Source organism: Microbulbifer bruguierae, assembly GCF_029869925.1.
Taxonomy (GTDB): Bacteria; Pseudomonadota; Gammaproteobacteria; order Pseudomonadales; family Cellvibrionaceae; genus Microbulbifer; species Microbulbifer bruguierae.
The window spans coordinates 1,635,915-1,650,658 of sequence record NZ_CP118605.1; the positions used below are offsets into that span (position 1 = coordinate 1,635,915).

A 14,744-nucleotide genomic window follows, 5' to 3' on the forward strand; every position below is an offset into this window, starting at 1 on the left:
ACTCAGGGAGACACGGACTTGGATAAGGTCCTGATCATCGACGACAACACCGGCATCATCTCCGCGCTCTCCCTGCTGTTGTCCCTGCACGATATTCAGACTCTTTCCGCCATTACCCCTCAGGCGGGACTGCAGCTACTGCGGGAAAATCCGGATATTGGCCTCGTCATCCAGGATATGAACTTCACCGCCGATACTACCTCTGGTGAAGAGGGCCGCGCCCTGTTTTTTGCGCTGCGCGAGCTGCAACCGGATATTCCCGTCATCCTGCTTACCGCCTGGACTCAGCTGGAAATGGCCGTGGAGCTGGTCAAGGCTGGTGCCGCCGATTACGTCGGCAAACCCTGGGATGACAATAAACTGATCGCCACCATCAAAAACCTGCTGGAGCTGCACGATCTGCAACAGCAGCAGCGTCAAACCCAAAGTCGCGCACAGCAGGCGCGTGAACAACTGCGGCAACAATTCGATCTGCAGGATATTGTTTATCGCAGCCATAGTATCCACACACTACTGGAAGTGGCCACTCAGGTCGCTCACTCGGATGTACCTGTACTGATCACTGGCCCCAACGGTGCCGGCAAAGAAAAGATCGCCGATATTGTGCAGGCGAATTCTGCCGTGAAAGATGGCCCCTACATCAAAGTCAACGTAGGTGCTCTGCCGGAAGATCTGATGGAAGCCGAGCTTTTCGGTGCGGAGGCCGGTGCCTACACCGGCGCCGGCAACAAGGTACGCCGGGGCCGATTCGAAGCCGCGGATGGTGGCACGTTGTTTCTCGACGAAATCGGTGAGCTCTCCGCTACCGGCCAGGTGAAACTGCTGCGAGTGCTTCAGACCGGTGAATTCCAGCGCCTAGGTAGCAGCGAGACTCGCAGGGTGCGTGTACGAGTGATCAGTGCGACCAACAGCAATCTGCAGCAGATGATCCACGACGGCAGCTTCCGTCAGGATCTTTTCTACCGCCTTAACGTCATTGAATTGAAACTACCTCCGCTCCATGAACGGCCGGAAGATATCCTTCCGCTGGCTCGCGACTTCCTCACACGCAGTGGGAAACAGCTGGGGCCACAGGCCCAGCAGAGCCTGATGCGTTACAGCTGGCCCGGCAATGTGCGCGAACTACACAATGTGATGCAACGGGCCGCAGTACTGACTCGCGGCGACACCATCGAAGAAAGCACCCTCGCGCTACCGGAAGACACTCAGCTCAAAGTACCGGAACACAGCTTCGAACCCAGTCGCGAACTGCTGGAGCAGACTCTTATCAGTTGCAACGGCATTATTGCGCAGGCGGCGCGCGAGCTCGGCCTGAGTCGACAGGCGCTGTATCGGCGCCTGGACAAATACGGGATTCCCTACTGATGCCCGGGATGGCAAACCTGAATTTCTCGATCGAAGGAAAACTGTTTGCGGCAGTACTTCTTGCCGTAGCACTGGGGACCGGCATTCCTTTCGGCCTGCTATACCTCGGCGCCCAGCCAATTCTCGCGTGGAGTGCCGGCCTGCTATTGGCCCTGACAGTTGCCACCCTGTTGCTGCGCCCTCTCACCCGCAACCTCAATCGCGCGTTGCAAAGCCTCGAAGGCGGGCTGCTGAATTTCCGTGACGGTGATTTTTCCATCTCCCTGGCCCTAAGCCGTGAAGACCAGCTTGGACAGTTGGCCAGGCTTTATAACGAAGTGGGCGAAATACTTCGGCGGGAACGAGCGCATATTCATCAACGGGAACTGCTACTGGATACCGTCATCCAAAGCTCGCCACTGGCTCTGCTGCTGGTCGACCAGAGTGAACATATCATCTACGCCAATACCAGTGCCCGCCACCTGCTGCACAATGGCAAGCCGCTACAGGGGCACCAACTGGAACAGATTCTTCCTCTCTGCCCAGCGGAACTGGCTCGGGCCATCGAACAGCAATACGATGGACTGATCAGCTACCTCAGTGACGAGAGCACCCACACCCTGCATATCAGCAATAGTCTTTTTGTGCTGAATTCGCAAAAACATCGCTTGATTCTCCTGCGGGAGATGACCCGCGAACTGACCCGGGCAGAGGTACAGGTGTGGAAGAAAGTGATCCGGCTGATCAGCCATGAATTGAACAACTCTCTCGCACCTATTTCATCGATGGCTCACAGTGGCAAGCTCCTTTCTGAAAAGCTGGAGTCTGAGCAACTTGCCGGGGTATTCGATGTGATCGCCGAGCGCTGTCGCCGCCTGACAGATTTCACCCAGGGCTACGCGCGCTTTGCAAAATTACCACCACCGAATTGCGAAACCGTACCCTGGTCCAAACTCATTGCCGGTATCCAACCGCTACACCCGTTCAAATTGGTCGGTACACTGCCTGAACGCCCCGGATATTTCGACCCCGCGCAGGTAGAGCAGGCACTGCTAAACCTGTTGAAAAATGCCGCGGAATCTGGCGGCAATGAAAATGAAATAACACTGCAAATTGAAACCGATTTCCACGGACAACTGATCAGCGTGTGCGATCGGGGACCGGGAATGACCGACAACATTCTGCGGCAGGCGCTTTTGCCCTTTTTCTCGACCAAACCTCAAGGTGTTGGACTTGGACTGGCCTTGTGTAAGGAAATCATTGATGCACATGGCGGTCATATCCGGCTACACAATCGGTCCGGAGGCGGCTTACAGGTAAATCTCTGGCTTCCATGGCCGCAGACTGATTGAGCCAATCCCCAAGCCGCTCACCGCGGTATTTTCTGCTGAATTACCGACTCCACCTGAATAAAAACCTTATTTTTCCATTTCACCCCAATAAAGGCGGGGTATTCATTACGTGACTTTCATCCCCAATCGTTACGTTTCTTGGTGACAACATATAGTCCACCGTTATGGGCCAAGGATGGCTTACGGAAGCATTACTACCCGTCGAGACAAGCTCCTTTGCCTGATCGCAAAAATCAGAATGAAAAATGAGGAGTACCATGAAAAATCCCACGCGTTTTTTTGCTGCCGGTGTATTTATGCTCGGTATTGCACTGACCAATGTACACGCGGCCGACAGGCCGCAACAGGGAGGGGCCCTGGACCTTGCTATCGCAAATGAAGACAGGCTGATCGAAATGTTGAAGCGCTCCGGGCGCATCGACGAAAACGCATCCTTTCCCGAAGCGGAAGCCGCCCTGCGCAGTTACCTGAAGGAACGCGCAGCGCAGGCCGCGCAACGCGGAGGCAACCTGGCTAGCCCGGATTCCCGGGTACTCGCCAACGCCTACGGCAACAAGCTGCAGCACTCCCTGCAGAACGGTAACGGCAATAAGCTCGGCCAGGGAAAAAAGCAGATTCCCGCCCCCTTATCGCCAGAAATCTACAGCGGAAGCAGCAAAACCGCCCGGGTGCTGGCCATCCTGATGGAATTCCCTGACTTCCCACACAACAGTATCCAGCCCGGCGAGAGCGACATGTACTACGCCGACTACACACCGGAACACTACAGCGACCTGCTGTTTTCCGAAGATGGCTTTGCCGGCCCCGGCGGTGAAACTCTGTTGTCGATGCAACAGTTTTACTGGCAGCAGTCCGGTAACAGCTACAGTGTCGAGGGTGCAGTAGCCGGCTGGTATATGGCCAGTGAAAATGCCGCATTCTATGGCAACAATACAGACGGCGATGCCCGAGCCCTTGTCCGCGAAGCACTGCTCGCCGCCGCCAACGACCCCAGCATAAACCTCTCGGACTTCGACCTTGAAGACCGCTACGACCTCGACGGAGACGGCGACTACTGGGAAGCCGACGGTCTCATCGACCACGTGATGATCTTTCACTCCTCCGTCGGTGAAGAAGCCGGTGGCGGCCAACTGGGTGAGGATGCGATCTGGGCCCATCGCTGGGACCTGGGCGGGGTTTTCCCGCTGTCCGGCACCAGCGCCTCAGTGGGTTACTGGGGAGGTGTTATGGCGGCCTACGACTACACCGTTCAGCCTATCGATGCGGCGGCCGGCGTCGTCAGCCATGAATACGGCCACGACCTGGGACTTCCCGACGAATACGACACCCAATACACCGGTCGTGGAGAGCCCGTCTCCTACTGGTCGGTTATGTCCAGTGGCAGCTGGGGAGGTGTTATCCCGGGGTCTGAACCCACCGGTTTTTCCGCCTGGGCGAAAGAGTTTCTGCAGTCCAGTATGGGCGGCAACTGGCTGCACGGCGCCACAATTGCCCTCGAAGACATCTCCGCTGAAGGTGTAGAAGCACTACTCGATCAGGCCGTCAGCAAAGGCACCAATAACGATGCCCTGCGTATCGACCTGCCGCAGAAGAAAAAGGTGCTTACCATCCCCACCAGCGGCGACTACGCCTACTACAGCGGCAGTGGCGACGGCCTGAACAATTACATGCTGGTCCCCGTAGACCTGAGTGGTGCAACCAGCGCGAAAGTCAGTTTCAAGGCCTGGTACGATATCGAAACCGACTGGGACTACGCCTATATCGCTGTGTATAGCGCAGCGGGGCTCGTCCCCATCGAGGGTAATATCAGCACCACCACCGACCCTTACGGACAGAATCCCGGCTTCGGGATTACCGGCGCCTCCAGTGGTTGGGTAGATGCGGAGTTCGATCTCAGCGCCTATGCCGGACAGCAGTTTTTCCTGGTGTTCTACTACTGGACCGATGGCTACGTCTCCAACCCCGGGTTTTTCGCCGACGATATTCAGGTAAGTGCCGACGAAACGGTGCTGTGGACAGACGACGCTGAGACCGCCGGAACTTTCAGTCTCACCGGGTTTACCCGCAATATGGGTTTTTCACTGCACGACCACTATTACCTGCTCGAATGGCGCACGCACAGTGGCGTAGACCAGGGCCTCGCACATATCAATGTGGCAGGGGAACTACTGGAGTTTAACGAGGGGCTGATCATCTGGTATGCCGATTCCGCCTATAGCGACAACTGGGTTGGCATTCACCCCGGTAACGGCTTCCTCGGCGTGGTCGACGCGGACCAGCATGTGAATACCTGGAACGATCACTCTGCCGCATCAACTCGCTACCAGGTGCACGACGCAGCGTTCAGTATCGACAAGGCCAACAAGGAAACGCTCGATCTTTTGATCAGTAACAACCTGCTGCTACGGGACAACTTTACCGCGCGCAACCCGTTGTTTAACGACAGTGCGGACTATAGCAACAGCGTGATTCCTGATGCCGGTCGGGCAATATCAAGCTACGGTCTGAAGGTTCGGGTGGTCTCCCAAAGCGATGACAAGTCCGTTGGTAAAGTATTGCTGTACCGATAAAGACCGCGATAGATATCCAACCAGGCAATAAAGAAAGGGCGGCAATTTGCCGCCCTTTTCAATTCGGTATCCGTTTACTGCGCTGGCAATATCTATATCGCCAGCGACTGACAACGCAGCCCTTCGCTGTATATCCAGCAACGGCCATTTTCCGGACAAGGCGCATCCATCTCCATCATCTCAGAACCCGCGGGACATTGTGGCATACGACCTGCAGTACACCATGCTCCCGTATCGAGCTGGTAACACACTGCATCATCCATCAGGCAGTTACCAGCAGTCGTTACCTGGATATCGTCCGACAAACAATTGCGGGGAAAGGCGGGAACCAGGTTGGCGGGAAGCCGCGCCTGGTAATAGGTGGTCGGTGCACCGGTCAAATCACACCAGAAGCCGTCAAAGCATCTGATATTTTCGATATTGCTGGCGGTACCCGCGCAACCGGCAAAAAAAACGGTTGCGAACAGGGCGGACAGGCGCATTTTCATCTCACTTCCTCTGTGAACACCAGTGGGCTTCCCTGCCCATTCCCTGTACTTTTCAAGTGGAAAGCCGACGGCTTATTTCTCGTACACGATACAGCGGCGACCGCCGCTGATTTCATAGCACTGGGCGGTAGCAGGACAGATAGATCCGGGAGCCAGCTCTTCAGCATCTCCCGGGCAACCGCCGTAGTTGGTCTTCTGCTCAGCCACCGGCTGTCGGGGAATGGGAGCACTGTTAGGGTAGACCACCTGATCGCGCACGCTACTGGTACCACAGGCCGAAAGTAGCGTTGCCGCCACCAGCAGGGAAAGAAGAATCACTCGTTCGCGCATATAGCCTCCTTCATAACGCGATCCATTGATCGATGCGGCTGTCAGTACACCCGCATTATTGGGAAAAACCAGCAGGCTGAGCCCTCTCCCGGACTTTCCATATTGGTCGAACAGCGCGGACTGGCCACTGGGGGCGCAGCCGCTGCGGGCAGGAAGTTATCCACTTCGGCAAAGTCCACGCTGTCATGCCTTTCGCTCGTATTGAAAAAAAACGGATCGTAACTGTTTTCGTCTTCATAGGGCACGAAAATACAACCTTGTATGCACAGCGCGGCACCCGTTGCCACTACTGCAATCCCTGTGCGAATCATGGCTCAACTACCTCACAATATCCTCACCACGTCCAGCGGCACTTGGCGCGGAATTACCCGGCAGGGAATATCCGCGCCTGCCACCTGGCAACTCCTGGCAACTTGTCAGCTACCACTATTCTGAGTTTAGCGCTCGCGACGTGTTCGGCGTCGCAGCTCACTATTTAACCAAAATTAAATACGCGTTTTTCCACAGCAACATTATTCTCGCGACAGGTTTTAGAAAACCGGCGCGCCGCTGCACTTCTGAGGTTGCTAACTACGATCAAGCCAGTTTCCTTCGAACATAAAAAAACGCCGATGGGAAAGCCCATCGGCGTTTTTTCACATGCCGTTAACCAGCCGGAGCCAGACAAGGGACAAACACCCCCGTCGGCAACCGCCCAGAAAAATTACAGCAACAGTCGGCGCACGTCGGCGAGAACGTCGGCCAGGTAAGTCAGGAAGCGACCGGCATCACCACCGTTTACCGCGCGGTGATCATAGGACAGCGCCAGCGGCAACATCTGCCGCGGCACAAATTCCTTGCCGTTCCACTCCGGACGCACTGCCAGTTTGGAAACACCGAGGATACCCACTTCCGGCGCATTGACGATCGGGGTAAAACCGGTACCACCGATGGCGCCGAGGCTGGAGATGGTGAAGCAGGCACCCTGCATATCGCGGGGCTTCAACTTGCCATCACGGGCAGCAATGGCCATTGCCGTCGCTTCTTCTGCCAGCTCGTACAGGCCTTTCTTGTCCACATCGCGGATCACCGGAACCATCAGGCCTTTTGGCGTATCTACCGCCATACCGATGTGTACGTAGTCCTTGTGCACAATGTGCTCGCCGTCGTTGTGCAGAGACACGTTGAAGCTCGGCACTTCGCGCAGGGCCGCAGCCGCGGCTTTCAGCAGGAAGGGCACCGGAGTGAGTTTCACGCCGCGCTTTTCCGCTTCCGCTTTCATGGACTTGCGGAATTCTTCCAGCTCGGTGATATCCGCGTCGTCGAACTGGGTAACGTGAGGTACGTTCAGCCAGTTGCGCGACATATTGGCCGCGGTGAGCTTGTGGATCTTGGTCATCGGCTCGGTGCGCACCGGGCCGAACTGGCTGAAGTCGATTTCCGGCATCGGCGCTATGCCGATGCCGCCACCAACACCACCTGCAGCACCGCTTTCGGCCTTCTTCACCTGCTCCTTGATGTAGGCGTTCAGGTCGTCCTTGGTAACACGGCTGCGCGGGCCGGTGGGCTTGACCTTGTTCAGGGTTACACCCAGCTCGCGGGCCAGTTTGCGCACAGCAGGACCGGCGTAAACTTCTGCGGACGGACTGTGATCGCGCTCTACATGCGGGTCTCGTTTAGGCGCTTCCTGGGGCGCTTCTACTTCACTCACTGGAGTCGCAGCGGCAGCAGGAACCGGCGCAGGTGCGGCTGCAGCCGGTGCCGGCGCAGCACCACCAGCGGAAACGGTCTTGATCACACCAATCACGTCGCCGGTGGATACCTTGTCACCTTCCTTTACGGAAATGGAAACAATGGTGCCGGCGGCGGAAGACGGAACGTCCATAGAGGCCTTGTCGCCTTCCACCACGATCAGGGCGTCGCCCTCTTCCACAGAGTCCCCAGCGGAAACAGAAATCTCAATCACGTCCACCGCATCGGCGCCACCGAGATCGGGCACCCGGATTTCCTCTTCCCGCTCTTCGCCGGCAGCAGCGGCCACCGCTGCAGGAGCTGCTTCGACAACCGGTGCCGGTGCGGACGCCTCTGCCGGGGCAGGAGCAGCTTCTTCTGCAGTTTCAGCAGCGGCTTCGGTTTCCATTTCGCCGATGACATCCCCTTCGGAAACCTTGTCACCTTCCTTCACGGAGATGCTCAGGATCTTGCCCGCGAAGGGCGCGGGAACGTCCATGGAGGCCTTGTCGCCCTCCACTACAATCAGTGCGTCCTCTTCCGCTACCATGTCCCCCACGGCAACGGCAATTTCAATTACATCGACCTGATCGGCGCCGCCGAGATCGGGCACTTTAATGACTTGTTTTGCCATATCTCTATTCCTTTTCAGCGGGCCTTAAACCAGACGCGGATTGACTTTTTCCGGGTCGATATTCAGCTTCTTGATGGCTTCTGCCACTTCGGAAGCTTCAATCACACCCTGCTTCGCCAGGCCGGTCAGCGCGGCAATGGTCACGTAGTTGCGGTTCACTTCGAAGAAGCGGCGCAGCTGTTCGCGGCTGTCGGAGCGGCCAAAACCGTCGGTGCCCAGGGCAATCACGTCGCCATCGATAAACTCGCGCAGCGGCTCGACGTAGGCGCGAATGTAGTCGGTGGAAATCACCACCGGCGTGTCGTTGCCTTCGAACTGCTCGCTAACCCATGCTTTGCGCGGTGTTTCGGTGGGGTGCAGCATGTTCCAGCGCGCCACGTCCTGGGCTTCGCGGGAAGCTTCGGTGGCGGAGGTCAGGTTCCACACGTCGGAGGTCACACCGAACTGATCGGCGAGGATATCCGCCGCCGCGAGCACTTCGCGCAGGATGGAGCCTGCGCCCACCAGCTGAACGTGCTTCTTCGCCGCTTTGCCCTTGCCGGGCTTGCGGGAGTTATTGTCCAGCTTGTAGATACCGCGGATGATGCCTTCTTCCACGCCCTGCGGCATTTCCGGCTGCAGGTAGTTTTCGTTTTCGATGGTGACGTAGTAGAAGAGGTTCTTCTGCTCTTCATACATCTCCTTCAGACCGTGGCGCATGATTACCGCCAGGTCGTAACCGTAGGCCGGGTCGTAGCTCTTACAGTTCGGGATGGTGCCAGACAGTACCAGGCTGTGGCCGTCCTGGTGCTGCAGACCTTCACCGTTCAGGGTGGTACGGCCAGCGGTGGCACCGATCAGGAAGCCGCGCGCCTGCATGTCGCCCGCCGCCCAGGCGAGATCGCCGATGCGCTGGAAGCCAAACATGGAGTAGTAGATGTAGAACGGCACCATCGGCACGCCGTGGTTGCTGTAGGCGGTGGCCAGAGCCATCCACGCGGACATGGCGCCGGCTTCGTTAATGCCTTCTTCCAGCACCTGGCCTTTTTTGTCTTCCTTGTAATACATGATCTGGCCGTGGTCGACCGGGGTGTATTTCTGACCCTGTGAGGAGTAGATACCCAGCTGACGGAACAGACCTTCCATACCGAAGGTACGGGCTTCGTCCGGTACGATGGGCGCAACGTTTTTGCCCATGTTCTTGTCTTTCACCAGCACCGACAGTGCGCGTACAAACGCCATGGTGGTGGAGATTTCGCGGTCGCCGGAGCCTTTGGTCAGTGCGCTGAAGGCGTCCAGTTCCGGGATTTCCAGCTTGGCCACTTCCGTGCTGCGCGACGGTACCGGGCCACCCAGTGCCTTGCGACGCTCGGCCATGTACTTCATTTCCGGGCTGTCTGGCGCCGGACGGTAATACGGAACCTCTTCGATTTCCTTGTCGGTAATCGGGATGGCGAAGCGGTCGCGGAAGCGCTTCAGCGCTTCGGTGTCCATCTTCTTCACGTTGTGGGTATCCATCGCCGCTTCACCGGCAGCACCCAGGCCGTAACCTTTTACGGTTTGCGCCAGGATCACGGTGGGCTTGCCTTTGCTCGCCATGGCTTCGGCGTAAGCCGCGTACACCTTGTACGGGTCGTGGCCGCCACGGTTGAGCTTCATGATTTCTTCATCGGAGAAGTCTTTGACCATCTCCTCGAGCTCCGGGTATTTACCGAAGAAGTGCTCGCGGGTGTAGGCGCCACCGTTGGCCTTGAAATTCTGCATCTCGCCATCGACGGTTTCGTCCATGACTTTCTGCAGCAGGCCCTTTTCGTCTTTCTCGAACAGCGGGTCCCACAGACGGCCCCACAGGACCTTGATCACGTTCCAGCCGGCACCGCGGAATACGCCTTCCAGCTCCTGAACAATTTTGCCGTTACCGCGCACCGGGCCATCCAGGCGCTGCAGGTTACAGTTGACCACGAATACCAGGTTTTCCAGCTTCTCGCGGCCCGCCAGGGCGATAGCGCCGAGGGATTCCGGCTCGTCACACTCACCGTCACCGAGGAACGCCCACACCTTGCGGTCGCCGCGCGGAGACAGGTCGCGGGCAGACAGGTAGCGCATGATGTGCGCCTGGTAGATCGCCTGGATCGGACCCAGGCCCATGGAAACGGTGGGGAACTGCCAGTATTCCGGCATCAGCCAGGGGTGCGGGTAAGAAGACAGACCCTTGCCGTTTACTTCGCGGCGGAAGTTGTCCAGCTGCTCTTCATCGAAGCGGCCTTCCAGGTAAGAACGGGCGTAGATGCCCGGCGCGCTGTGGCCCTGGAAGAAAATCAGGTCGCCGCGCTCTTCGCCTTCGTTGCCGCGGAAGAAGTAGTTGAAGGCAACGTCGTACAGGGTCGCAGCGGACGAGAAGCTGGCGATATGACCGCCGAGGCTGTCGCTGTTGGAGTTGGCACGCACCACCATGGCGAGCGCGTTCCAGCGGATCAGAGAGCGGATTCGACGCTCCATGAACAGGTCACCCGGCATACGCTTTTCCGCTTCCTGCGGAATGGTATTACGGTACGGGGTGGTGATGGCAGCCGGCAGCTGTACGCCGGTATTGGTGGCGCGGTCGGACAGCTGCTTAATCAGGAACGCAGCGCGTTCCTTGCCGCTGTGGCGGATAACCGCCTGTAGTGCGTCCAGCCATTCCTGCGTTTCCTGAATGTCAGTTTCTTCGTGCATCAAATGCTCCTCGGCGAAAGTACGACGTCGAGTCGGTGTTTTTTTATGGTCAGAATTTTGCTGCGCAACAGTACCCCATCCATGGGCATTTACACCCATGCTGATACCGCAGTCGCCAATTCACCACCCCAATTGGCAGAAAAGCGGCGTTCACTGATCAGCATTTCAGCACTGGCAAGTGAAGACTGAAGGACTGTGCGACCTGAATACCGCCGGTCGGGACTCTCTATCGGCAGAGGCTCCCTGAACCGGCTCGACATGAATTCGGCATTGAATTCGATAGTGCATACGGGGCCTGTCAAATGCAATACGGACCGGAATCGGTACCAAGACCGATATCGCTGTCCTCAATTAACGGCCCTGAGTAAGCAAGCGGAGGCGATTGTAGTATTACTACAAACGATTTACCAGATAGGACGATTAGTAACAAATAAAACCAAATTCCAAAACAATTAGTTTTCACAAACCGGCTTATGCGGATAATTTTGCCGCGTAAGCGAGAAATTCTATTACAAAATAGAGTCCAGAAATCCTTTTTCAGTCACGCCCGTACCAACTCCTGCGCTTTTCGACGGACAGTCGGTTCCAGCGCCAGTGGATTCCCCGTTTACCGCAAATACCCTACAACTGCACCGTTGAGACCTGCTCCGCGTACACCAGATACCGCAGGGGGCCGCCGGTATCTACGGCACCAAAGGGATAACAGGTCACCAGTATCAACCCGGGAGCACTGCCAACATGGCCGAAATCCGGCAGTGATCCAGTGCGACTGTCGACCACCCGTGTCGCTGTCACCAGGTAACTGCGCCAGCCGCCGTCACTGCCTTGCAACGCCACCGGCGCACCGGCGGTCAGCCGCTCCAGTCCCCGAAAATGGGTGTCCCTGTGGGCGGCAATGACCTTGACCGGCGCCCGCGAGCCATCCCCCGGTAACATAGCGGTTGATTCATACATCCCCGGTCCAAAGGCAAGCGCCTGACCACTGGTGCCCTGCAGTACTACCAGGGGCTTGTCATCGCCGAGTTTCAACTGAGCCACCGGCCAGGTATCCGCCCAGGGCCAGGGTTTGTGAATGTCACCACTGCTGAGCTGACGCTGCCACGAATCGCTGATCAGGTACTGCGCCAACTCCGCTTTCACCAACAGCCAGGTTCCACTGGTCAGCTGCCAGATGCCCGCACAGATCAGCAGCAGGGAAAGAAAGTGCAAAAATTTTTCCCGTTTATTCACCGCTACGCATCCCGCAAATGGCCCGCAGACGAGGAAAGGTGGAACGCAGCACCCGGAGCAATCCCCCCAGACACAACAGGATGGCGGCCATCAACCACTGTCCGTAAATGCCATTGGCGGTCGCGGGATAGGTAAACCGCTGCTGTACCTGCCCATGCGCCACCGCATTCGGCACCGGGTGGGATTTGAGGGCGGCAGAGGTCGGGCGCACCGGTGCCTGCTCCACGGCGACGAAACTGGTGTAGGGACTGGCCAGTTGATACTCCAGCGCCAGCTTCAGTATCTGCTGGCGCAGTGGGTCTTCGTCTTCCGGATCTATCACGTGACCGCGCTCGCGCTGCTCATCCCTGAGTGCAGCGATTTTCTCCCGCGCCCACAGACTGCCAATACCGCTACCTGAGTTATCCACAGCCAGCTGCGACAAAGAGAGGTTGCGGGTAAAGCGTTTGCCCGCAAGGCGGCCACTGATTGTGACTTCACCCACATCGCTGCTGCCGAGCTGACTACCGTCAAACTGCGCCACCAGTTGTACCGGCTCGCCGCGGTATAGATCCGGCAGGCGCTTCGGATACGCCTCCACTTTCACCCCCCTGGGCCACTGCACCTGCAGATCGGTCACCAGCGGGCTCTCTAGCTTCGCGAATAACGCCGCCATTTTGGCCTGTACGTCGTTCAAATCGCCGATCTGTACGAAACTGCCGCGACCGTACTGTGCGGCTTTTGCCATAAAGAAACTATTGGGGGCGGAACCAATACCAACGGTAAACAGGCGCACCTCGCCGAGCCGCTGACGAATCAATTCAAACAGCGCGCGCTCATTGCCTACCGCCCCATCGGTGATAAATATCACCTGGCGCACCAGTTCCCCGGGTTCTTCGCTCATCTGCTGGGAGAGAGCCTCTTTCAATGCCGACGCCATCTCGGTTCCACCGCTGGCCGCCAGGGATTCCACCCAGTCCCGCGCGCGCTGGATATTTTCCCGCGTGGCAAGCTGCGGGCGCGGATACAGGGTTTGGTAATTGCTGTTGAATTCGATCACATTGAAGCGATCCATCGCACTCAAGCGCGACAGTGCCAACAGCAGACTTTCCTTTGCCTGGCGAATGGAGTTACCACCCATGGAGCCGGAGGTATCCACTACGTACACCACTTCCCGCGGCAGCGTTTTGCCATTGGCATTGCCCTGCGGCGGCAGCAGCAATAGCTGCAGAAACTGGGAGGACGCCTTCCGCGACTGTTCCGCGAACATCGCGGCCGCGGGCATTGCCGAGGCCTGTGGTCGCCAGTAAAGGGCAAAGTCCCGATCCATGGGAACGCGGCCCTGTTTCAGCGTGACACGATAGCGATGATCACCCTCTCTTCGAAAATCAATTTCGTGATAGGGGCTGTATATATCCGCAAGCGGTAATCCCATACCGAGATCGATCTGAATATTCATCTGATGACTTCCCTGCTCTGCCAGCTCGCTCATTGGCAGCATCACTGGAGAAATCCGGTCTGCATCCGGGACCTGATCCGTAGGGAGTGACCAGCCGTGGGCGTTGAGGCTCACTTTTTGCGTGGTAGCCTCTGGCTCACCGGGCATATAGCGCGGCGTCAAGGTACTGGGCAGATGCAGGCTGAACTGGCCCGAATCAAATCGCAGGGTCTGCAGGTAGTGAACTTCCACCGCAATTTTTTCTCCCGGTGCGATATTCGCAACCCGGCTGGTAAACAGATTGGGACGCTGCTGCTCCAGCAATGCCGCGCGCTTGCCCGCCTCCCGCGCCTCTTTATAGATTTTTTGAGCCTGCTGACGCTCGCGCACCTCTCCGACGATACGCCGTTCGCCAATCACTATTTCCAGGCCGTTTACCGCGGCATTTTCCGGCAATGGAAGCACGTAGACCGCCTCCTGCCACTGATCAGAGGTGTTGGAAAATGTTTGCTGAAGAGTGACTTCCGCCACCAGACCGCGCACTTTCATTTCCACCTCGGTACCGAGATGGATAGCCGGTACGTAATGGTGGCTATCAGCGGACTGGAACAACAGGTCGCCACTACCGGCATCGTTGATACCCACACGCTCAAATACTGCGCCCTGCCGGGGGCTAATTTCAGCGCCCGACTCCTGCGCTTTCGCGCCTACCGCTGCCAGCAGAACCGCAGCGGCAGTCACCAGTAACAGCAGCCAACTGCCGGTGTGCTTTTTGCGGTACCGACGGCGGTAGTATTCATCGGTAGGAAGAATCAACAGGTCGCGATGGATACGCGGCGGGTGGAAAAAAGGACGGTTCACGGGTGCCTCCAGAATTTTCATCATTGAAGGCATTAAACAGGGGCAAGTGGGCGACGGAGGGGTACAAACCGGGCGGGGTTGGGATCAATTGTGGCAAATTATGGCCTCGGTCCC

The 14,744-nt window shown here is 57.5% G+C and carries 10 protein-coding genes; 4 read left to right on the plus strand and 6 right to left on the minus strand.

Features of this window, described 5'->3' with window-relative positions; genetic code table 11:
• The first annotated feature begins 18 nt into the window (after nt 1-18).
• The 3 genes from PVT68_RS07025 to PVT68_RS07035 all read left to right on the plus strand — a co-directional run bounded on the left by PVT68_RS07025 (nt 19) and on the right by PVT68_RS07035 (nt 5,266).
• On the plus strand, nt 19-1,365 hold the full coding sequence (locus tag PVT68_RS07025) for a sigma-54-dependent transcriptional regulator (protein ID WP_280321989.1): 1,347 nt from the start codon (nt 19-21) through the stop codon (nt 1,363-1,365).
• A complete protein-coding gene (locus PVT68_RS07030; RefSeq protein WP_280321990.1) occupies nt 1,365-2,696 on the plus strand; it encodes a sensor histidine kinase in 1,332 nt (443 codons plus the stop codon). The genes PVT68_RS07025 and PVT68_RS07030 overlap by 1 nt, the downstream gene beginning before the upstream one ends.
• A gap of 257 nt (nt 2,697-2,953) precedes the next feature.
• On the plus strand, nt 2,954-5,266 hold the full coding sequence (locus tag PVT68_RS07035; RefSeq protein WP_280321991.1) for an immune inhibitor A domain-containing protein: 2,313 nt from the start codon (nt 2,954-2,956) through the stop codon (nt 5,264-5,266).
• A 92-nt stretch (nt 5,267-5,358) separates the two neighbouring features.
• On the opposite strand, the gene PVT68_RS07040 is transcribed toward PVT68_RS07035, so the two are convergent.
• The 4 genes from PVT68_RS07040 to aceE form a co-directional block, all read right to left on the minus strand.
• Nucleotides 5,359-5,754 carry a hypothetical protein gene (locus PVT68_RS07040; protein WP_280321992.1) on the minus strand — a complete coding sequence of 132 codons (396 nt, stop codon included), beginning with the start codon at nt 5,752-5,754 and terminating at the stop codon, nt 5,359-5,361.
• Between the two features lie 72 nt (nt 5,755-5,826).
• On the minus strand, nt 5,827-6,084 hold the full coding sequence (locus PVT68_RS07045) for a hypothetical protein (protein WP_280321993.1): 258 nt from the start codon (nt 6,082-6,084) through the stop codon (nt 5,827-5,829).
• A 703-nt stretch (nt 6,085-6,787) separates the two neighbouring features.
• The gene (gene aceF, locus PVT68_RS07050) at nt 6,788-8,428 is read right to left on the minus strand and encodes a dihydrolipoyllysine-residue acetyltransferase (protein ID WP_280321994.1); all 1,641 of its coding nucleotides are present in this window, start codon (nt 8,426-8,428) and stop codon (nt 6,788-6,790) included.
• A 24-nt stretch (nt 8,429-8,452) separates the two neighbouring features.
• Entirely contained in the window at nt 8,453-11,122 is a 2,670-nt protein-coding gene (gene aceE / locus PVT68_RS07055) for a pyruvate dehydrogenase (acetyl-transferring), homodimeric type (RefSeq protein WP_280321995.1), read from the minus strand.
• Between the two features lie 45 nt (nt 11,123-11,167).
• Here aceE and PVT68_RS07060 point away from each other — a divergent pair, with 45 nt between their 5' ends.
• The gene (locus PVT68_RS07060; RefSeq protein WP_280321996.1) at nt 11,168-11,311 is read left to right on the plus strand and encodes a hypothetical protein; all 144 of its coding nucleotides are present in this window, start codon (nt 11,168-11,170) and stop codon (nt 11,309-11,311) included.
• 432 nt (nt 11,312-11,743) lie between these two features.
• Here PVT68_RS07060 and PVT68_RS07065 read toward each other — a convergent pair whose 3' ends face one another.
• The gene (locus PVT68_RS07065; RefSeq protein WP_280321997.1) at nt 11,744-12,331 is read right to left on the minus strand and encodes a class GN sortase; all 588 of its coding nucleotides are present in this window, start codon (nt 12,329-12,331) and stop codon (nt 11,744-11,746) included.
• A 13-nt stretch (nt 12,332-12,344) separates the two neighbouring features.
• Entirely contained in the window at nt 12,345-14,630 is a 2,286-nt protein-coding gene (locus PVT68_RS07070) for a marine proteobacterial sortase target protein (RefSeq protein WP_280321998.1), read from the minus strand.
• Between the last annotated feature and the right edge of the window lie 114 nt (nt 14,631-14,744).